Below are 22,488 nucleotides of genomic sequence, written 5' to 3' on the forward strand. Positions count from 1 at the left end.
TAGAGTTTAAGGACAAACAAACATACAATGGAGAGTTTGATCCTGGCTCAGGATGAACGCTAGCGGGAGGCCTAACACATGCAAGCTGAGCGGTAGAAATCTTTCGGGATTTTGAGAGCGGCGTACGGGTGCGTAACACGTGTGCAACCTGCCCTTATCAAGAGGATAGCCCGGAGAAATTCGGATTAATACTCTATAATATATTGACTGGCCTCAGTTTATATTGAAAGATTTATCGGATAAGGATGGGCACGCGCAAGATTAGGTAGTTGGTAGGGTAACGGCCTACCAAGCCGATGATCTTTAGGGGGCCTGAGAGGGTGATCCCCCACACTGGTACTGAGACACGGACCAGACTCCTACGGGAGGCAGCAGTGAGGAATATTGGACAATGGGTTAGCGCCTGATCCAGCCATCCCGCGTGAAGGACGACGGTTCTATGGATTGTAAACTTCTTTTATATAGGGATAAACCTACTCTCGTGAGAGTAGCTGAAGGTACTATATGAATAAGCACCGGCTAACTCCGTGCCAGCAGCCGCGGTAATACGGAGGGTGCAAGCGTTATCCGGATTTATTGGGTTTAAAGGGTCCGTAGGCGGGCTTGTAAGTCAGTGGTGAAATCCGGCAGCTCAACTGTCGAACTGCCATTGATACTGCAAGTCTTGAGTAAAGTAGAAGTGGCTGGAATAAGTAGTGTAGCGGTGAAATGCATAGATATTACTTAGAACACCAATTGCGAAGGCAGGTCACTATGTTTTAACTGACGCTGATGGACGAAAGCGTGGGTAGCGAACAGGATTAGATACCCTGGTAGTCCACGCCGTAAACGATGATTACTCGTTTTTGGGGATTTATCTTCAGAGACTAAGCGAAAGTGATAAGTAATCCACCTGGGGAGTACGTTCGCAAGAATGAAACTCAAAGGAATTGACGGGGGCCCGCACAAGCGGTGGAGCATGTGGTTTAATTCGATGATACGCGAGGAACCTTACCAAGGCTTAAATGGGAATTGACAGGTTTAGAAATAGACTTTTCTTCGGACAATTTTCAAGGTGCTGCATGGTTGTCGTCAGCTCGTGCCGTGAGGTGTTAGGTTAAGTCCTGCAACGAGCGCAACCCCTGTCACTAGTTGCTAACATTTAGTTGAGGACTCTAGTGAGACTGCCTACGCAAGTAGAGAGGAAGGTGGGGATGACGTCAAATCATCACGGCCCTTACGCCTTGGGCCACACACGTGCTACAATGGTAGGTACAGAGGGCAGCTACACAGCGATGTGATGCAAATCTCGAAAGCCTATCTCAGTTCGGATTGGAGTCTGCAACTCGACTCTATGAAGCTGGAATCGCTAGTAATCGCGCATCAGCCATGGCGCGGTGAATACGTTCCCGGGCCTTGTACACACCGCCCGTCAAGCCATGGAAGTTTGGGGTACCTGAAGTCGGTGACCGTAACAGGAGCTGCCTAGGGTAAAACAAGTAACTAGGGCTAAGTCGTAACAAGGTAGCCGTACCGGAAGGTGCGGCTGGAACATCTCATTTTAGAGCGTTGAAGAACGTAAAACAAATAAGTCATTTATATGACACTTACCTTAAACAAAGCATAGCTTTGGTTTTTTTTACTCGGTTGTAAATATTAAAATATACCCACTAGAAATTAGTACAGGGAAGAGATACAAGAGCCGAGAGCCAAGAATCAAGACGAAAGAAAGTCTTGTATCTAGGATCTTGAATCTATAAGTCTAAAAAGACAGTCTCGTAGCTCAGCTGGTTAGAGCGCTACACTGATAATGTAGAGGTCGGCAGTTCGAGCCTGCCCGAGACTACTAATTAAAGCGGTAAGCTGTTAAGCGATAGGCAGTAAGCATTTAGCTTAAAGCATATAGCATATAGCGTACAGCACCTAGAGGGGGAATTAGCTCAGCTGGCTAGAGCGCCTGCCTTGCACGCAGGAGGTCAAGGGTTCGACTCCCTTATTCTCCACAGTATTTTGAATTTGATTTAAAAGTTACGGATAGAGCCAAAAACAATATCTGTTCATCAGAGGATAAATAAGACAAAAGATCATTGACATTAACGGTAAAGACATCACAAAGAGAAAACCGAGCACTTATAAGTGCTTGAGTAACCTAAAAATAGGAAAGAAATCGTTAAGGGCGTATGGCGGATGCCTAGGCTTTCAGAGGCGACGAAGGACGTGGTAAGCTGCGAAAAGCTCGGGGGATTGGCACACACGAATTGATCCCGAGATGTCCGAATGGGGCAACCCGGCATGTTGAAGACATGTCACCTCGCAAGAGGAGCAAACCCGGAGAACTGAAACATCTAAGTACCCGGAGGAAAAGAAATCGAAGAGATTCCGTAAGTAGTGGCGAGCGAAAGCGGATTAGCCCAAAAGCTTTTATATGTTTAATAGAATGTTCTGGAAAGAACAGCCATAGACGGTGATAGCCCGGTATATGAAAGGCATATTTAAGTGATAAATGAGTAGGGCGGGACACGTGAAATCCTGTCTGAATATGGGGGGACCATCCTCCAAGGCTAAATACTCCTGAAAGACCGATAGTGAACAAGTACTGTGAAGGAAAGGTGAAAAGCACTTCGAATAGAAGGGTGAAATAGAACCTGAAACCGTACGCCTACAAGCGGTCGGAGCTGGCAAGTCCAGTGACGGCGTGCCTTTTGCATAATGAGCCTACGAGTTAATTTTACTAGCGAGGTTAAGGACTTCAGGTCCGGAGCCGGAGCGAAAGCGAGTCTGAATAGGGCGGTTAGTTAGTAGGATTAGACGCGAAACCTTGTGATCTACCCATGGGCAGGTTGAAGCTTTGGTAACACAAAGTGGAGGACCGAACCCGTTGACGTTGAAAAGTCTTGGGATGACTTGTGGGTAGGGGTGAAAGGCCAATCAAACTGGGAGATAGCTCGTACTCTCCGAAATGCATTTAGGTGCAGCGTCGTATATAAGTTTATTAGAGGTAGAGCTACTGATTGGATGCGGGGGAGTCAAATCCTACCAATTCCTGACAAACTCCGAATGCTAATAAATGTTTTACGGCAGTGAGGGCATGGGTGCTAAGGTCCATGTCCGAGAGGGAAAGAACCCGGACCAACAGCTAAGGTCCCTAAATCTATACTAAGTTGAAACAACGCGGTTGGACTGCATTGACAGCTAGGATGTTGGCTTGGAAGCAGCCATTCATTTAAAGAGTGCGTAACAGCTCACTAGTCGAGCGGTCCGGCATGGATAATAATCGGGCATAAGTATAGTACCGAAGCTATGGGATTATTTAATAATCGGTAGGAGAGCATTCTATTTGCGCTGAAGCAGAGTCGTGAGGCTTTGTGGAGCGGATAGAAAAGAAAATGTAGGCATAAGTAACGATAAAGGGGGCGAGAAACCCCCTCACCGAAAGACTAAGGTTTCCTCAGCCATGCTAATCAGCTGAGGGTTAGTCGGGACCTAACGCGCACCCGAAAGGGGAAGTGGATGGACAATGGGTTAATATTCCCATACTTGCTCACACTAAAAAGGGGACGGATTGCCGTACTTACTGGAGACTGACGGAATAGTCAAGGCCTAGCCTTCGGGCGAAGCTGCTGTAGGGAAAGCGGTTCCAAGAAAAGCCGAAGTGAAGCAACCCGTACCAAAACCGACACAGGTAGTCGAGGAGAGAATCCTAAGGTGCTCGAGTGAGTCGTGGCTAAGGAACTAGGCAAAATAGTCTCGTAACTTCGGAAGAAGAGACGCCATCAGCAATGGTGGCCGCAGTGAAGAGGCCCAGGCGACTGTTTATCAAAAACACAGGACTCTGCTAAATCGAAAGATGCTGTATAGGGTCTGACACCTGCCCGGTGCTGGAAGGTTAAGGAAGGTGCTTAGAGGTAACTCGAAGGCATTAACTGAAGCCCCAGTAAACGGCGGCCGTAACTATAACGGTCCTAAGGTAGCGAAATTCCTTGTCGGGTAAGTTCCGACCTGCACGAATGGTGTAACGATCTGGGCACTGTCTCAGCCACGAGCTCGGTGAAATTGTAGTATCGGTGAAGATGCCGATTACCCGCAATGGGACGAAAAGACCCTGTGAACCTTTACTATAACTTCGTATTGACTTTGAGTAAGTAATGTGTAGGATAGGTGGGAGACTATGAAGCAGGCACGCTAGTGTTTGTGGAGTCAACGTTGAAATACCACCCTTTACTTACTTGGAGCCTAACTTCTTTTAGAAGGACATTGCGTGGTGGGTAGTTTGACTGGGGTGGTCGCCTCCAAAAGAGTAACGGAGGCTTTCAAAGGTACCCTCAGCACGCTTGGTAACCGTGCGTAGAGTGTAATGGCATAAGGGTGCTTGACTGTGAGACCAACAAGTCGATCAGGTGCGAAAGCAGGACATAGTGATCCGGTGGTTCCGTATGGAAGGGCCATCGCTCATAGGATAAAAGGTACTCCGGGGATAACAGGCTAGTCTCCCCCAAGAGCTCACATCGACGGGGAGGTTCGGCACCTCGATGTCGGCTCGTCACATCCTGGGGCTGGAGAAGGTCCCAAGGGTTGGGCTGTTCGCCCATTAAAGTGGCACGCGAGCTGGGTTCAGAACGTCGTGAGACAGTTCGGTCTCTATCTATTGCGGGCGTTAGATGTTTGCGCGGAGTTGACTCTAGTACGAGAGGACCGTGTTGAACAAACCTCTGGTGTATCAGTTGTACCGCCAGGTGCACCGCTGAGTAGCTATGTTTGGATGAGATAAGCACTGAAAGCATATAAGTGCGAAACTCGCCGCAAGATTAGACATCTTTTAAGGGTCGTGGGAGATGACCACGTTGATAGGCTATAGGTGTAAAGGCAGTAATGTCATAGCCGAGTAGTACTAATTACCCGTAGATTTATAGCCTATTGGTTGCTATAATCTTAAAATTAATATTTAAAGACAAGTTCTTATAAGTGCGCTAAAGGTTTTGCCTTTGTGATGTATATTACCGATAAAAAGCAGTATGCTTTACGCTGTAAGCCTAGAGCTTATAGCCTACTGCCTACAGCTATATACCTTATTTAGGGTGGTTTTAGCAGAGGGGCTCACCTGTTCCCATTCCGAACACAGAAGTTAAGCCCTCTAGCGCCGATGGTACTGCTAACGCGGGAGAGTAGGTCGCCGCCAGTTTTTATTAGAAAGCTCATCAACATTGTTGATGAGCTTTTTTTGTTTTAGAATATAATATAAATGGAGAAAGTGAATAAAACAAAGCTGCTTTAAAAACAAAATTTTGATGCTATTAAAATTAAAATTTGGTTTTATTTTAATAGCATTTATATCAAAAATAATTATTCAAAAATTATAAATTTTTCCCCATCATAAGATGCAAATACCATAGTTGGATAAGAGTCGAAATGATATACATTGGCATTTTTGTCGATTCCTATTGCCCCAGCAAAACCATCAATTTGTTTTAATTCTTCGAATGTTTTTTCAAAAGCATTTTTCAAAGTCATACCATCGGTAACACGGGTTACGATTTTAGCAGCTGTTGCATTACTAACAATATCTTCGCCAACACCTGTACAACTTACAGCGCAGAATTGATTGGCGTAATTTCCTGCAACAGTAGCAGAGTCTGAAATTCGTCCTGGGATTTCAAAGCCTTTTCCGCCTGTAGAAGTCGCTACGGCTAGTTTGCCATTTTTATCAATTGCAACAGCGCCAACTGTACCTTTGCCTCCTGTTTTTAATTTTGAGTTATATTCTGAACGACGTTGGGGTATTTCCGTTGAAAAATCTACGAAACCATGCTTGGTGGCATAATTTTTAGCACCAGAATCTCCCAAAACACGATCGTCTTCTTTTTCTAAAGCTTTTGCAACAAAAATTGGATTTTTAACATTTTCGATGTTGATAACACCACTTAATTTTTGAGAAGTACCATCCATAATAGCAGCACTCATTCTTATAACCCCATCACTTTGGATTTGCGACCCAATGCCTGCGTTGAATAGATCATTATTTTCTAATAACGAAACTGCGTAGGCTACTGTATCATAAGAAGAATTTGACTTTAGAAACTCAAAAGATTTTTCAACAATTGATTTTAGGGAAGTTTGTTTAGCGATTTTCGTATCTGTAGATTGATCACTTTCTGAGAAAAAACCGCCATGGATAATAATTTTCATAAGTATTAATTAACTTGCTGAATTGAATTGTACTGAGAATTAATAATTGTCATATCGCGATTAGAAAGATTGTAAGTATCGTTCACAGACATCACATTTACAATTAAATTTTCGATTGAAATTGGTTGACCCATTTCGATATTAGTAAGATTGGTATCTTTAATAAAACGACCATCTACTATAATAACGAGTCCCGATCCAATAGCAGTCATTACATCACCAGAAATGAAAAGCCCAGTATCTTCACCTAGTCCAACGCCTAAAGTCCGAGGATTGTTAACGACCGCCTGAAAAAGTCGTCCCATACGACCACGTTGAACAAAGTGAGTGTCCACGGTTACATTTTCGATAAGTCCAAGACCTTGTGTCATTTTTATTTCACCTTTCAGTAAGGCTTCTGTACTACTGCCTTGGTAGATCATATTCTCGGAAGCTGCCGCTGCGCCAGCCGAAGTCCCAGCGTAGATAAAGTCTTCGTTTTGGTATTTATTTAAAAGTTCATCGTGAAATCTAGTTCCGCCCAAAATAGAGGTTAATCGCAATTGGTCGCCTCCTGTAAACATAACGACATCTGCTGTTTTAATTCTTTCAACAATGGCATCGCTATTGGCCTGTTCGCGATTAAAAATATCTAAAATATTAACATGCTTTGCACCTAAGTGTGTGAAAGCTTTAATATACTCTGGACCTACAATATCTGGGATTTGTGAAGCAGTGGTTATAATTTCAATAACAGAATCTTCTTGCAGTCGAGATTCTAAAATAATTTTTTTTAGTATGCCTCTTTCAAAAAAGTTGAGATTTTTTTCAACATCTTGATCATAAGATATTTCGGTGAAACTCCCTACGTTGACAGCGCCACCTATGATCACTAATTTTCCTATCGCTTTCATGTTACAAAATTATGAATTATTTGCAGGCTATACTTTATAAAAAGACTACTTTAGATAATTTAAATTTAATTTTAAAAAATAAAAAATACTAAAAATTTTTATAAGTACGGAATTTAATATTGTAGAAAGTTAAATAATTTTCGATTTAAATTGAAAAATTATTGAGCTATGTAATGAATACTTGATAGAAACTTTTATCTTTGATTGTAACGATTAAAAAATGATAAAGTATGCGCATTGAAAAAATCCAAATTTTGCGAGGCCCAAATATCTGGAGTATTAGAAGAAAAAAGCTTATCCAAATGCGTCTTAATTTGGAAACTCTCGAAGATTATCCAACCAATAAAATTGAAGGTTTCCGAGAGAGAATCGAATTATTGTTACCATCCATGTATCATCATCGTTGTTCGGAAGGCGAGGCTGGTGGATTTTTCAAGCGAGTAGAGATGGGCACCTGGATGGGACACGTTATTGAACATATTGCTTTAGAAATTCAACATTTAGCAGGAATGTCCGTAGGCTTCGGGCGCACAAGAGAAACCAAAACTCCGGGAACTTATAACGTTGTTTTTGATTATATTGAGGAAAAAGCGGGTGTTTACGCCGCGGAAGAAGCCGTTAAAATCGCGGAAGCTTTGATAGATAACAAGAATTATGATATTACAATTTGTATCCAAAGACTAAGAGAAATTCGACAACAAGAGCGTCTTGGTCCTTCGACGGGGAGTATTGTTGAAGAAGCGGAATCAAGAGATATACCCTGGATTCGTTTAGGAAGAAACTCTTTGGTACAACTTGGTTATGGTGTCAATCAGCAACGTTTCCAAGCCACTATTACTGGTAATACAAGTAGTATTGCAGTCGATATTGCATGTAATAAAGAATTGACCAAAAAGATGTTGGATGATGCCGCAATTCCTGTTCCGATGGGCGGTTTGGTGAATGACCAAAAGGAATTGGAATCAGTTATAAAAAAAATTGGTTATCCTATTGTTATAAAACCTTTGGATGGCAATCACGGACGAGGACAGAGCATTAATGTTAATGATTGGGAAACCGCAAAAATTGGTCTTGAACATGCACAAAGTATCTCCCGACGGGTTATAGTTGAAAAATATATAACAGGATTTGATTTTCGTATTTTGGTGATTAATCACAAAATGGTTGCTGCTGCTAGACGTGTTCCTGCTCATATTATAGGCGATGGCGAGCAAAATATTCAACAACTTATTGATCAAGAAAATCAGGATCCGAGGAGAGGTTACGGACATGAAAAAGTTTTAACAGAAATTAAAATCGATAAAGATACCAACGAGCTTTTAGAAAAGTTGGGTTTTACTTTGGAAAGTGTACCGAACAAAGGTGAAATGCTTTACTTAAAATCAACCGCAAATTTGTCCACGGGAGGAACGTCTATAGATGTTACAGAAATGGTGCATCCAGATAATATCACCATGATGGAGCGTGTTTCCAGAATAATTGGTCTTGATGTTTGTGGGATTGATGTTATGGCTGAGAATCTTACCCAGCCGCTCAAAGAAAGTGGTGGCGCTATTTTAGAAGTTAATGCAGCGCCAGGTTTTAGAATGCATTTGGCTCCCAGCGAAGGTCTTCCGCGCAATGTTGCAAGTCCTGTCGTTGATATGTTATACCCACAAGGAAAAGCTTGCAGAATTCCTATCATGGCCATTACGGGCACCAATGGAAAAACCACAACCACAAGAATTTTAGCACATATTGTTAAAAATAATGGTTTTCGTGTAGGATTTACAACCTCCGATGGGATATATATCCAGAATACTTTGTTGTCAAAAGGTGATACCACAGGGCCTTTGTCTGCAGAATTTATACTGAAAGACCCAACAGTAGAGTTTGCTGTTTTAGAAACTGCACGAGGCGGAATATTACGTTCGGGACTCGGATTTTCTCGTTGTGATGTTGGTATTTTAACCAATATTAAAGAAGACCATTTAGGATTAAACGATATTCATAATCTTAAAGATTTAACACGTGTGAAACGTGTGGTTTTGGATAGTGTAAAAAAAACAGGTTGGGTAATCCTTAATGCAGATGACGAATATTCAATGAAAATTAAAAATGATTTGGATAGTAATGTGGCGCTTTTCAGTATGGATGAAAACAATCCTTACATACAGCATTACGCTAAAGAAGGTAAGATTACTTGCGTTTGCGAAGAAGGTTATATCACGATAAAAAAAGGAGAATGGAAAATCCGAATTGAGAAAGTTAATAACATCCCGATTACGATGGAAGGTAAAGCCAAATTCATGATAGAAAATGTATTGGCTGCATCGCTTGCTGCTTATGTTTACGGTTTCGAAATTCAGAATATTGCTTTGGCTTTGACCACATTTATCCCGAGTGCGCACCTTACGCCTGGACGGCTTAATATTTTTAAATTTAAAAACTTTAAAGTAATGATTGACTTTGCCCATAATCCTGCAGGTTATGAGGCTATTGAAGATTTTTTGAGTAAAATAGATTCTAACAAAAAAATCGGAATAATATCTGGTGTTGGTGATCGTCGTGATGAAGACATTCGGGAATGTGGAAAAATTGCTGGACGTATGTTCGACCATATTATCATCCGAAGCGAAAAACATCTTCGTGGTAGAGAGGAAGAAGAAATTAACAGTTTGATTATTGAGGGCATCAACAGTTCGGGTCGTGAAGTTAGCTATGAGATTATTCCTAAAGAAATCGAAGCTTTGAAACATGCGATGAGCATGGCGGAGGATGGTATGTTTATCACCGCGCTTAGCGACGTATTAACCAATGCAATCGAGTTGGTGCAAGATTACCAACACCGCGAAATGTTGGACGATGAGATGAACTCTAAATTGTAAGCAAACATAAACAAAACTTAAAATAAACTAGTATCTCGATGCTAGTTTTTTTTGTCTTTGAAAAATGTAATGTTGAAATTCTTAGTTTTTGAAATAGAGGAGTAAGATTTTTTCAATATTTTTTTTAAGATGGGCGAAAAGCTACTCATAAAAAAAGTCCAGAACTATATCCTGGACTTTAATAATAAAATGTATTGGCTAATTATTTTTTAATAATTTTCGCAGATTTTGTTTCCGCACCAATTTTTAATGTAATAATATATACGCCTGGTACAAGATTGCTCATATCCATTGTACCAGATGAAGCATTCCATAATTTACTAGAAACTTTTTGTCCTGTAAGGTTGAAGATTTCCACCGCATCAATTTTTGATGAGTAATTGATGTTTACTAAATCAATTACTGGGTTTGGATAAAGTTTAAGATCATTTTTGTTGATATCTTGTGCCAACATAGATCCAGCAAATTCATGCGCACCCATATCTGGTGTAGTCGTGCTTCTTGTTGTATCATCAATATCTACAGTAACTTCAGCTAAAGGCGTTCCTTTATTATCTAAAGAGTTGTTTTCTGTTGTAAGGTGAAGATCTGTTGGAGAAACAAAAATAGGTAAGATATTTAATGAATTGGCATCTTTTCCTGTAGCGGTTTTCCAGTCTGCTAAAGTTGCTTTTGCAGAGCTTAGGTAGCCTAAGTTAGTACCAGTACTGTAATAATCGTTGTGATCGATATTGCTAAAAACTGTTGCAGGAGCAGCTGAGTAGATAGCATATCTGTTAACCGTAGTTGTCTGTGAATTGACTAAGATGTTATTTCTTAAATCAATTGCACCAGCATCCGAGATAGAACTTGTTACGTTGATAGCAGCGGTCATACCTGTTGTCACAACTTGATCGGTATTCATATTAATCGTGTTATTATAGATCTTATATCCTGTACTTTTTCCATTAAATGTGATACCTACTCCATTATCCAAATAACTATTACCATTGTAACCATGGTTTGCGACATCGGAGATAAAATTATTAAAGACATTAACGCCTCCGTTAGCAGCAGTTGAGTAACCATTAAAATAAATTCCTACTGCCGCATAACCTCCTGTGTTCGTATTTTTAATATTACTAATTTTATTTTTAGAAATTGTTACACCACTAGTCCCAGCGGCAGATGTTCCTGCGATCTGAATTCCTGCATTAACTCCAGTTCCAGCAAAAGAAATGTTAGAAATAGTATTAGCTTCAATTACATTATTGGTGTTAAGCTTTGCTCCAGTTGTACCACTAGAAACCAAGATTCCTATAGCTCCATTATTTGTAGCGCTTCCAGCAGAAATATTAGATATTGTATTTCCACTTACATTACTGTTTACAGTACCTGTAGCTAACCAAATTCCTCTTCTAGCGTAAGCTGGTGTTGGATTGAAATTTCCTATCGTGTTGTTTTGGATTACGGCACCATCCGTACCTTGTGCGTACAAACCAGCAAGACCAATAGCATCTGCACCTGTGGCTGACAGATCGTTGTCATTGATAGTAATGCTGCCATTTTCAGCACCTACAGTCGCGAATGCATATACGCCGATATAGGCTTTTTTAATGGTATTGTTCGTTATAGAAATATTACTGAATGTTCCAGCTGTACCTCCATTATCTGCAATTACAACTGCACTTGAGGTGTTTACCCCATTTGTAATAATGGTGTTTTTTAATGAATTGTTGCTCATCGAAGCAGTTCCTACACTACCAAATCTTACCACTTGTGGAGCAGTTGTAGAAAGGTTTGTGATAGAAAGGCTCTTATCTGTACCACCCGAAAGAGAACCGTCGATTGTTACATTGCTAGCGCCAACAGTCCTGATGAGTGCATTGCTGTTAGTTGTTCCAGAAATAATACGTGCTTCACCACTTGGCTTAATGGTTACCGTATAACCTCCTGTAATTGTATTAAGTGGGTTAGCTCCTGTTTCTGCAGTTAAATCTTCAATGATATTGAAAGTTAAATTTCCGCTTACAAGCCCAGCATTGATATCTTCAAAAACACCACCAGTATTTGTTAAAGATGTATAATCCCCAGTGGATCCTACAGTATAAGTACCGTTAAGGGCAGCCTTAAACTCGTCAGCACCCATATCTGGAGCTGTTGTACTTCTTGTTACGCCATCAATATCAGTAGTTACTTCAGCTAAAGCTGTACCTTTGTTATTAAGCGCAGTATTTTCAGGGGTAAGGTGTAGATCTGTAGTAGATGTGAAAATTGGGCTAACATTTAGAGAGTTTTCGTTACTACCAAAGCTGGTTTTTATATCCGCCAATGTAGCTTTTGGCGCAGCACCAATGTATCCAAGATTAGCACCAGAAGAAAAATAATCATTATAATCTATATGTGCGAAAACAGTTTTTGGAGCGCTAGAATATAGTACATATTTTTCGCCTGTTTGCGTTTGATTATTAGCAAAAATATTATTTCTAATGTCAATAGCACCTGCAGTTGTTGCTGAAGTTAAAATGTTAATTGCTGCAGGTCTACCAGCTACATTTTGATTTACATTAAGAGATACAGAATTGTGATATACTTTTACATCAGTACCAACACCACCAAGAACAATACCGTAGCCATTATCTGCAATGCCGCCCCCACTAGAATATCCATAGCTATATACATTAGAAATAAAGTTGTTAGCAACCAATACATTATTAGATGTTGTAAGTGCGTTTACATAAATACCGTTAGATCCATAGCCTATGGTATTTGTATTACGGATTTCGTTTATTTTGTTAGCAGTTACAGAAATATTATTAACAGCGCCACCAACTAAGATACCTGAAGCGGTTGAGGTGCTAGCAGTACTAACACCATCGATTTGGTTTCCAGTAATTATTGCATTTTTAGCATTTTGTAGCGCAATACCTCTGAAGCCTAACATTTCTGCTGTGTCGGCAGAGCCTAATGTATTATTTTTAATAATAGCACCATCATCCTGAGCAGTAGAACTTCCTATGATAAACATCGCATTTTGTGCCTTGTTAAAGGTGTTACTTTCAACAGTTAGATGGTTGTTTGGCACAGTTCCAGCTCCTCCTAAAGTTGGACCAGAAACGAGTAAGCCTGCAATCGTAGCTGATGGTGTGGCGCCAGAAAACTTCACATTTTTAATGGTCGCATAATCTGCGCCTGCTACGGTCGTACTAGCCACCCATAATATTATAGGACTACCTGTTGTGATGGTATTTTTCAAGGTTAAGTTGTCAGAGTCTGTACCATTATTACTACCGTCAATAGTTACATAATCTGCTGCATTTACTTTGATTAACGTTTCAGCAGTATTTCCAGAAATTGTGGCATCAACACCCGCTGCCGGTTTAATAGTTAGCGTGTTGGTTGCACTAGATCCACTATTTTCCTGGATAATAATTGGAAATGTTTCCGAAGGATAAGTTGCATCCAAAAGCGTTAGCGTAACAGGGCCAGTTATAGGAGCTGAATTAAAATCTGCAATGGCAGCTGTTAAAGTTGGGTAATCACCAGATGTGCCAATGGTATAATTACCACTTAAAGCAACACTTTTAGATTGTGGTTTGATGCTGTGCCCCGTTACTTTTGATGCCATCGCATTAACTTGGTCATTGTAGCTCAATTTAGCAATAGAAGATAAATCCTCACTAACTCTTCCGCTTTGGGCATTAGCAAAACCAATGCTTGTCCCAATTAATAAGAAAGACAATGCTGTTTTCATTGAGCTTCGAAAATACATATTGTTTAATGTATTGTTCGTAATGGTGTAGTTTTCTTTCATAAAGTATATAATATTTAAAAATAGTTTGTTAAAATTAATTAAATTTTGATATTGACAAAATTTAATTTGACAAAGTTGATTATTTTTTTTATTTAACATTCTATTTCTAGATTTCTATAATATTAAATAGTGTAACTGATTGATAATTAGTAGTGTTTGTTTTGAACGTTTTTTTAAAAATTTTAATCTTGAAGAATTAGTTAATTATATTAGAAATTTTAAATTTTGATTCTAAAACAAATTTATTTCTACAATTAAATGAGTATTTAGGTAATACCTCTTGCATTTGTCATTATGAATAGAAAATATTGTAGTTAATAATTTTATTTCAGTAATTTGTTTTTTATTAAAAATAGTTTATTATAATACGCTAATATTTCCCAAAAATTCAATTGAAACATGTTTTTAATCAAAAAGACAAAATAATTGTAAGGTAGGACTGTGGAATTCTTATAATGTATTGAATTATGAAATCGAGGTATTTACAAGAAAATCACATTATTAATAATAGAAAAATCCTGCTAAATTGCAGGATTTTTATTTTGCTTTAAACTAAGTATAGAACTTATAAAGATGCACACGAGTGATATAATCCGTATCCAAAAAGTCCAATCATATTGTTCTGAAAAAATAAGATTCAGAATTAATAGAATGCTACTTATAATGAGTAAGCTAATTAGAAATGATTTTTTCATTAGGCAACCACTTCTGTATCTGTTCTTTGTAAAAGAAATTTATAGATAAGCCCACCAGTAATTCCGCCAAGGATAGGAGCCACCCAAAATAACCATAGTTGAGATAATGCTATCCCACCCACAAATAAAGCTTGCGAAGTCGATCTTGCAGGATTCACAGATGTATTGGTAATCGGAATGGAAATTAAATGAATAAGCGTTAATGCTAAACCAATAGCAATTCCAGCAAATTTTCCATTGGCCCATTTATCTGTTGCACCCATGATGATGATTAAGAAAAAGGCGGTTAAAAGAAATTCGGCTAAGAATGCGGCGCCCATACTGTAGCTTCTGTCATAATAGCCAGGCATATCATAAAAGTTAGAGGCAAAAGCGCCCGGACCTTCTGTCGAAAATGCGCCAGCGCCATTAAGAATAACATAAAGACAACTAGCAGCGGCAATAGCGCCAAGACATTGTGAAATGATGTAAGGAAGCAAATCTTTTGCTGATAAACGACCTCCAGCTAACAAACCGAAAGAAACCGCAGGATTGAAATGCCCACCCGAAATAGGACCAACAGCGTAAGCCATGGTTAAAACGGTAAGACCAAATGCTAATGCAACGCCTGCAAGACCAATTCCAATATCAGGAACGCCTGCTGCAAATACTGCGCTACCACAACCTCCGAAGACTAACCAGAATGTGCCGAAAAATTCAGCGAATAGTTTTTTTGACATAGTGTTTTATTTTTTTAATAAGTCTAAGGTAATAATTTATTTTTTTGATTTAGAAATAAAATGAAACTTTGTCATATTTTTTAGAGATGGTTTGTTTTTTGAGCTTTCAAATTAAATTTAAAAAAATGGCAATTAAATATTCGGTGTTGGATTTAGCAACAATTCTTAAAGGTGATAGTATCCGCCAAAGTTTTGAGAAGTCTGTAAAAGCGGCTCAAAAAGTTGAAAGTTTGGGATATCATCGTTATTGGTTTTCCGAACATCATAATATGCCCAATGTGGCAAGTTCGGCGACATCTTTACTCATTGGTCACATTGCATCACAAACTAAAAGTATCAGAGTAGGATCGGGTGGAATTATGTTGCCCAACCATTCGACATTATCGGTTGCAGAACAGTTTGGTACGCTGGATGCGCTTTATCCTAATCGAATTGATCTAGGCCTTGGACGAGCGCCAGGTACGGACATGTTAACAGCAAGTATTCTGAGAAGAGGACAATTGGAAAACCATTATAATTTTGAATTTCATATTCAGGAATTGAAACAATATTTCAGCTTAGGAAATTCGAATTCCAAAGTAAGAGCGATCCCTGGTGAGGGCGCAGAAGTCCCAATCTATATTTTGGGATCTTCAACAGATAGTGCTTTTCTTGCAGCAAAATTAGGTTTGCCTTATGCCTTTGCTGCACATTTTGCACCTTCGCAGATGGAAGTTGCTTTTGAGATTTATGAAGAACATTTCCAGCCAAGTTCCGTTTTGGATAAGCCTTACAAAATGGCTTGTATTAATATTATCGCAGCGGATAGTGTGGACGAAGCCCATTATTTATCAACGTCCCATTTTCAGGCTTTTGTTAATATTTTGACCGATCAGCGTCAGCCTTTGTTACCACCAGAAGAAACTGATTTGGCTAATATTTCTGATGAGCTTGCTTTGCATCTTAACCGTATGGCAGCTAAGACTTTTGTTGGTGATAAAGCTAGTCTTGAAAAGAAACTGTCAGAATTTGTGAAACATAATAAAATTGACGAGATTATTGTTTCGGGACATATATATGATTTTGAAGCCAAACTTCATTCCTACGAAATTGCTTCCCAAATTTTAAAAAATATGTAAAACAAAAAAGCTTCAGAAATTCTGAAGCTTTTGATTTTTTAGTTACAATCCAAATTGCATCGTGAACAAATCTGGGAAGACGCCCAAACTTACCAATGCTAAAATGATAACAACTGCAACGATATTATAAGTAATACTTACTTTTTCTGATGTGTTAAATGTGCTTTCTTTATAGAAAAACATCGCGATAATAAGTCTTAGGTAATAAGCGATACTTAATGCAGAACCCAAAACTGCCACTAATACTAAGAACTCGGCACCGCCTTTTATGGCTTGGTTAAACAAGGCAAACTTAGCCATAAAACCTGCTGTCAGCGGAATACCTGCCATAGACAACATTGAGATAGAAGCTACAACTGCTAGCAAAGGATGTCTTTTTCCTAAACCATTGAATGCGCCAAAAGAAACTTCTCTTTTTACTTTCTCAACCCAAATCAACGCCATGAAAACTCCAACTGTTGCTAAGGAATAAGCAAATAGGTAGAATGCCATATTGTACATAGAAAGGCTATTAAGCCCGAAGAAGATTAATGCGAGATAACCAGCATGCGAAACGCTAGAGTAGGCCAACATTCTTTTTACATTAGTCTGTACCAAGCCCATCACGTTTGCAAGGAGCATTGTGATAATGAGTAGCACGCCAATTACGTTAATCCATTCGCCAGCGATTCCTCCGAATCCTAAAGTCATTAATTTTACAAAAGCATAAAAACCAGAAATTTTAACCACAGTGGCCATAAAAGCTGTAATCAAAGATGGCGCACCATGATAAACATCTGGACTCCACATGTGGAAAGGCGCTAGAGAAACCTTGAAAGCCATCGCAGCTAACATTAGCAATGCTCCTACGATAAGCATTAAGTCTTTAGGATTATTGATGGCAAATTCTGAAATTTTATACATGTCAAAACTTCCTGTTGTGCCATATACTAATGCTGTCCCGAATAACAAAAACCCCGTCGCAAAAGCACCCATCAAGAAATACTTCATTGATGCTTCCGTAGAACGAAGATCCGTTTTATTACTTCCTGCCATAACATATAACGGAATAGAAAGAATTTCGATACCGATGAATAATGTTACTAAGTTTTGGTAACCGAATAAGACAATACCGCCAGAAAGCGACATCAACATCAAAGCATAAAGCTCCGACTGGTGGCTTCTATGATTACTAAATGCAAATCCTCCAATGAAGAAAATAAGCAAAGTCGTAACAATTGAAATTTTTGAAAACAGAGCAGCATTGCTTCCATATTCAAACATGTTTTTGTAAGCGTTAAAAAATTCGCACTCTGGCAAAAAGCTTACATACAATGCAACTAATAATCCTGCAATACCGATGTATCTAGCATATTTGCCCTGTTGGAAAACTCCAGAGAATAATGCTAAGACAGCCGTAAGGAATAATACTATAAAAACACTCATTTTTTAAAATATCAATTTAACTTATCATAGATAAGAAGATAAACTTCAACGAACTACCCACCATGTCAACAATCACTTGTGGGAAAATCCCCATAATGATGACGAAAACAGATAAACTTGCAAGAACGGTAAATTCTGCTGGAGAAAGGTCTTTTGCTGTTGACAACAACATTTCATCTGTTTTACCAAACATCGCTTTTCCGTATAATCTCAACATATATACCGCACATAGGATAATGGTAAGACCTGATAAAATTCCCATGATAAGATTATAATCAAACACAGATTTTAAAAGGATAAATTCTCCAATAAATCCATTAGTTAACGGCAATGCCATCGATCCTAATAAGATAATCATGAACAATACCGCAAATTTGGGTGCTATTTTTGCCAAACCTCCCATTTGACGAATATCTCGCGTTTTGAAACGTTTGTAAAGAATATCCGCACAATAAAACAGACCAACCACGTTGATGCCGTGTGCAAAAGTCTGTATCAAAGCACCTTCTGCACCTTCTACTATTAGCGCAGTGGGATTGAACATTCTTACCGTTAAAATAGCAGAAGCGAAAATACCTGCCACCATCAGCCCAACGTGAGATAGGGAAGAATAAGCGATAATTCGTTTAGAATCATTATTAACAATAGCGATTAATGCGCCGTAGATAACACCGATAACTGCCAAGATGACAACAATGTCGCCCGATATACCGCCAATTGCTAGAGGTGTAATGGGTAACAAATATCTTAAAATACCATAGATAGCCATCTTCAACATGATTCCTGATAATAACATGGACCCTTGTGTTGGCGAATATGTATAGGTATCTGCTTGCCAAGTATGGAATGGGAAAACGGGGAGCTTAACTGCAAAAGCAAAGAAGATAAACCAGAAGATAACCGTTTGTTGATTAATATTAAGCGCTGCGTTGTACATATCTGTTACCGCAAAAGAAGCAGAATAATTGTAAACGTAGATAAAACCTAATAACATGAATAATGAACCAACGAATGTGTACACAAAAAACTTAGTTGTGAATTTGATACGTTTGTCTTCTTGTCCCCAAAGTCCTGCGATAAACCAAATCGGAATCAACGTTATTTCCCAGAAAATGTAGAATAATAATCCATCCAAAGCGGTGAAAACACCAATTAGTCCAAACTGCATTAACAAGATTAACGCATAGAAATTATTGTTGTAAGCTTTGTTTTCGTTGTAAGACGAGAGGATAATTAAAGGTACCAAAATATTAGTGAGTATCACCAAAAGCATACTCATCCCATCGATACCGAAGTGGAGATTACTCTTAATAAATTGAAACCAAGGATATGTAATTTCGTATTGCAATTTAGAATCTACAGTTGGACCAAAATCAAATCCTGCCAACATATAGAAAGCTAAAAACATTTGTATAAACGCAATTGCCAGCGCGAGATGCTTGCTAGAAGAATTTCTCCATGCAAAAACCAATCCCGAACCTACAAGAGGCAATAGTAATAGTGTTGCTAAATATGACATTACTATTTTAATATAAAGTTAACAATTAATATTATTCCGATCGCTAAAGACATGATGAGGACGTAGTTTTCTACTTTTCCATTTTGTAATCTCTTAGCGGCTCTTCCAGAGTCTGCAGCGCCCAATCCAATGAAGTTAACAATCGGATCAAGAACTGCTCTGTCGAACATCGAAGCTGCTTTTCCAAGACCTTCTACTGGTTTTACAACGCAAGCTTGGTAGATCTCATCGATAAACAATTTCTTGGCAGAAAGTCTTTCCCAACCTGTGTATTCTTCTTCCGGAAGTGCTATTTTCTTTTTGGTGACATAGATGTTTTTCACAACGAAAAATATAACAAGCACCATAATTATGGTAACCGCTAACAAAATCATCTCGATGTTAAACGGAATGGCAACATGTTCTTGCGGATACGCATAGATGGGATGTAACCATTTTGCTAAGTTTTGATATTCGCCATGACCAATAAAGTGAGGAAGATTAATAAATCCACCAACCACAGAAAGAATAGCCAACACAACTAAAGGAAGTGTCATAGAAACCGGACTTTCGTGGATGTGTTTTTTTTGTTCCTCAGTTCCGCGGAAATCGCCAAAGAAAGTTAAGAACAATAATCTGAACATGTAGATAGCTGTTAAAGCGGCACTAAACAATGTCAACCCCCAAAGAAGTGGACTCTTGTCATATATTGTTACTAAAATTTCATCTTTAGAAATCATACCTGATAATGGCGGAATACCACAGATAGCCAAGGTCCCTATTAAGAACGTCCAATAGGTTACAGGGATTTTCTTTCTTAAACCTCCCATGAAACGCATATCTTGCTCGCCACTCATTGCATGGATAACAGAACCAGCACCTAAGAACAATAAAGCTTTAAAGAACGCATGCGTCATAACGTGGAACATTCCCGTGGTATAAGCACCAACGCCTAGAGCGATAAACATAAATCCTAACTGAGAAACTGTTGAATAAGCCAATACTTTTTTAATATCGTTTTGTCTTAATCCCATAAAAGCAGCAATCAACGCTGTTGCTAAACCTATTAATAATATAACATTAAGCGTAGAAGGAGCTAATGAGAATAAGAAATTGGATCTTACTACCAAGTAGATACCTGCTGTTACCATCGTCGCAGCGTGGATCAATGCAGAAACAGGCGTTGGTCCAGCCATCGCATCTGGCAACCATGTGAATAACGGAACCTGCGCAGATTTACCAACTGCACCAATGAATAAACAAATCGTGATAAAGATAATCGCACTACTATCTAAAGTGAACTTCGTTGAGTTTTCGGCAACGCTTAAAAAATCAATAGCATTAAGTTGTTGTGCCAAAGCAAAAATACCAATTAACAAACCTAAGTCACCGATACGGTTCATGATAAAGGCTTTGCGAGCCGCTTTACCATATTCTTGGTTGTTATACCAGAAACCAATTAATAGATAAGAACAAAGTCCTACACCTTCCCAACCAATAAATAGAATAAGATAATTGCTTCCCAATACCAATAACAACATTGAGAAAATAAAGAGGTTAAGATAACTAAAGAATTTATGGAATCCTTCGTCGTGACTCATGTAGCCAATAGAATAAAGATGGATTAAAGATCCAATTCCTGTAATAATCATCACCATCATAATCGACAGTTGATCGACCTGGAATCCGAAATTAACTTGCATTCCGTTGACTTTAAACCATTCAAAAGCTTTTACAATAACAGGTGCACTATCGCTATTCATTCCCATAAAGATGCTAACAGCAATCAAAAAAGAAGCAAATACAAGCAACGTTGCCAGCCCACCAACAAGGACTTTCGGAAGATTTTTACCGAACAGACCATTGATGAGGAATCCTGCTAATGGTAAAAGAATAATTGCGTAAACTAAATTTTCCATTCCTAATTATCCTCTTAATTTATTAAATATACTTACGTCTACTGATCGTGTATTTCTGTACATCATGGCGATAATAGCAAGTCCCACTGCTACTTCTGCAGCGGCAACAACCATGATAAAAAATACAAGTATTTGTCCATGTGAGTCACCTTTGTAAGCAGAAAAAGCTGCTAATAGTAGATTGACAGAGTTAAGCATCAACTCGACACAGCCCAAAATGATGATGGCATTTTTACGAATTAATACACCTAGCACGCCTAGACAAAACAAAATGGTACTCAGAATAATAAAATATTCCAAAGGTACAGATTGAATAAAACTGTTAACTTCTCCCATTTTTTAAATTTCTTTTTTACCAATTAATACCGCACTTACGATACCAGCAAAGATTAATACTGATGCTAACTCGAACGGTAAAACATATTCGTTAAATAATAATCTTCCCAAATTTTTGGTCAATCCAACTGAGTAATCCACAGTCGCTGCAGCTGTAGTGTCGCCTGTTAGGCCTTTGTAAGCCCCTAACATCCCGATGAACAAAATCCCAACGGTGAAAATCCCAATAAATTTTGGTAAGTTTTTCTTTTTACTTTCGTCTTTAGCATTTAGGTTTAACATCATCAATACATAAAGAAAAAGTACCATAATCGCACCGGCATATACAATGATCTGTACAATACCCAAAAACTGAGCATTAAGAAGTACATACATCCCAGAAATGCTAAAAAAAGTTACGATAAGTGATAGTATACTGTATAATGGATTTCGTGCAAATACAAAATACACAGCACTAAGAATTGCAATAAAAGCAACTGTGAAAAATAATATCTGATCCATTTTTAATAAGTTTTCTTTTGACGTTCACTAATATCGATACGCTCATCGATTTTTTCTACCAATCTGTCTTTGCCATAGACAAAGTTTTGTCTTATCATTTCAACATCTACAAGACGGTCTGTAAGGAAAATAGCTTCTTTTGGACAAGCTTCCTCACACATTCCGCAGAAGATACAACGCAACATATCGATTTCGTATATTTCGGCATATTTTTCTTCTCTATATAGATGTTTTTCGTCATTTGTGCGTTCTGCTGCGGTCATGGTAATGGCTTCTGCAGGACAAGCTACGGCACACAATCCACAAGCTGTGCAACGTTCTCTACCTTCTTCATCTCTTTTCAGGACATGTTGTCCGCGCCAGATAATAGCTCTCGGTTTTTGCTCCTCGGGATATTGTACAGACGGTACACCTTTTACAAGATTTCTGACAGCATGCTTCAGCGTAATACTCATCCCTTGCGCAATGGCAGGAAGATATAGTTTTTCACCAAGTGTCATTTTCTTGTTAGAAACAACTTTTGATCTGTTTGTTAGTTTCATTTAATTATAGATATTAGATG

General features: G+C 38.7%; 12 protein-coding genes, 2 tRNA genes and 3 rRNA genes. 7 read left to right on the forward strand and 10 right to left on the reverse strand.

What is annotated here, in order from left to right; translation table 11 throughout:
* Positions 1 to 24 precede the first annotated feature (24 nt).
* The 5 genes from G6R40_RS13505 to rrf all read left to right on the forward strand — a co-directional run bounded on the left by G6R40_RS13505 (position 25) and on the right by rrf (position 5,158).
* Positions 25 to 1,541, forward strand: a 16S ribosomal RNA gene (locus G6R40_RS13505).
* Positions 1,542 to 1,751: 210 nt separating this feature from the next.
* Positions 1,752 to 1,825 (forward strand) — tRNA-Ile (locus tag G6R40_RS13510).
* 83 nt (positions 1,826 to 1,908) lie between these two features.
* A tRNA-Ala gene (locus G6R40_RS13515) sits at positions 1,909 to 1,982 on the forward strand.
* 157 nt (positions 1,983 to 2,139) lie between these two features.
* Positions 2,140 to 4,891 (forward strand): 23S ribosomal RNA (locus tag G6R40_RS13520).
* Between the two features lie 159 nt (positions 4,892 to 5,050).
* Positions 5,051 to 5,158 (forward strand): 5S ribosomal RNA (rrf, locus tag G6R40_RS13525).
* Together the 16S, 23S and 5S rRNA genes with 2 tRNA genes alongside form the textbook arrangement of a ribosomal RNA operon.
* Before the next feature lie 161 nt (positions 5,159 to 5,319).
* On the opposite strand, the gene G6R40_RS13530 is transcribed toward rrf, so the two are convergent.
* Both G6R40_RS13530 and G6R40_RS13535 read right to left on the reverse strand, forming a co-directional pair.
* Positions 5,320 to 6,162, reverse strand: coding sequence for an isoaspartyl peptidase/L-asparaginase (locus G6R40_RS13530; RefSeq protein WP_165136620.1), 843 nt, complete (start codon positions 6,160 to 6,162; stop codon positions 5,320 to 5,322).
* Positions 6,163 to 6,167: 5 nt separating this feature from the next.
* Entirely contained in the window at positions 6,168 to 7,055 is an 888-nt protein-coding gene (locus G6R40_RS13535; protein WP_165136623.1) for a cyanophycinase, read from the reverse strand.
* A gap of 230 nt (positions 7,056 to 7,285) precedes the next feature.
* Here G6R40_RS13535 and cphA point away from each other — a divergent pair, with 230 nt between their 5' ends.
* Positions 7,286 to 9,922: a cyanophycin synthetase gene (cphA, locus tag G6R40_RS13540; RefSeq protein ID WP_165136626.1), complete on the forward strand. Its 2,637-nt coding sequence runs from the start codon at positions 7,286 to 7,288 to the stop codon at positions 9,920 to 9,922.
* Positions 9,923 to 10,124: 202 nt separating this feature from the next.
* Here cphA and G6R40_RS13545 read toward each other — a convergent pair whose 3' ends face one another.
* Entirely contained in the window at positions 10,125 to 13,715 is a 3,591-nt protein-coding gene (locus G6R40_RS13545) for a T9SS type A sorting domain-containing protein (protein WP_165136629.1), read from the reverse strand.
* Positions 13,716 to 14,409: 694 nt separating this feature from the next.
* A complete protein-coding gene (gene aqpZ / locus G6R40_RS13550) occupies positions 14,410 to 15,129 on the reverse strand; it encodes an aquaporin Z (protein WP_165136632.1) in 720 nt (239 codons plus the stop codon).
* A 125-nt stretch (positions 15,130 to 15,254) separates the two neighbouring features.
* Here aqpZ and G6R40_RS13555 point away from each other — a divergent pair, with 125 nt between their 5' ends.
* On the forward strand, positions 15,255 to 16,247 hold the full coding sequence (locus tag G6R40_RS13555) for an LLM class flavin-dependent oxidoreductase (RefSeq protein ID WP_165136635.1): 993 nt from the start codon (positions 15,255 to 15,257) through the stop codon (positions 16,245 to 16,247).
* A gap of 42 nt (positions 16,248 to 16,289) precedes the next feature.
* Here G6R40_RS13555 and G6R40_RS13560 read toward each other — a convergent pair whose 3' ends face one another.
* The 6 genes from G6R40_RS13560 to G6R40_RS13585 are packed head-to-tail and all read right to left on the reverse strand — an operon-like array spanning position 16,290 to position 22,468.
* Positions 16,290 to 17,672, reverse strand: a complete 1,383-nt coding sequence (locus G6R40_RS13560) for an NADH-quinone oxidoreductase subunit N (RefSeq protein WP_165136637.1) — start codon at positions 17,670 to 17,672, stop codon at positions 16,290 to 16,292.
* Positions 17,673 to 17,688: 16 nt separating this feature from the next.
* On the reverse strand, positions 17,689 to 19,191 hold the full coding sequence (locus tag G6R40_RS13565) for a NuoM family protein (RefSeq protein WP_165136639.1): 1,503 nt from the start codon (positions 19,189 to 19,191) through the stop codon (positions 17,689 to 17,691).
* Positions 19,192 to 19,193: 2 nt separating this feature from the next.
* Positions 19,194 to 21,089 carry an NADH-quinone oxidoreductase subunit L gene (nuoL, locus tag G6R40_RS13570; protein ID WP_165136642.1) on the reverse strand — a complete coding sequence of 632 codons (1,896 nt, stop codon included), beginning with the start codon at positions 21,087 to 21,089 and terminating at the stop codon, positions 19,194 to 19,196.
* Positions 21,090 to 21,095: 6 nt separating this feature from the next.
* Positions 21,096 to 21,425 (reverse strand): NADH-quinone oxidoreductase subunit NuoK, encoded by a 330-nt coding sequence (gene nuoK, locus G6R40_RS13575; RefSeq protein ID WP_165136645.1) that lies wholly within the window; start codon positions 21,423 to 21,425, stop codon positions 21,096 to 21,098.
* Positions 21,426 to 21,428: 3 nt separating this feature from the next.
* On the reverse strand, positions 21,429 to 21,926 hold the full coding sequence (locus tag G6R40_RS13580) for an NADH-quinone oxidoreductase subunit J (RefSeq protein ID WP_165136648.1): 498 nt from the start codon (positions 21,924 to 21,926) through the stop codon (positions 21,429 to 21,431).
* 2 nt (positions 21,927 to 21,928) lie between these two features.
* The gene (locus G6R40_RS13585; RefSeq protein WP_165136650.1) at positions 21,929 to 22,468 is read right to left on the reverse strand and encodes a NuoI/complex I 23 kDa subunit family protein; all 540 of its coding nucleotides are present in this window, start codon (positions 22,466 to 22,468) and stop codon (positions 21,929 to 21,931) included.
* Positions 22,469 to 22,488: the final 20 nt, after the last annotated feature.

The sequence above is a fragment of the Chryseobacterium sp. POL2 genome (assembly GCF_011058315.1).
Classification (GTDB): Bacteria; Bacteroidota; Bacteroidia; order Flavobacteriales; family Weeksellaceae; genus Soonwooa.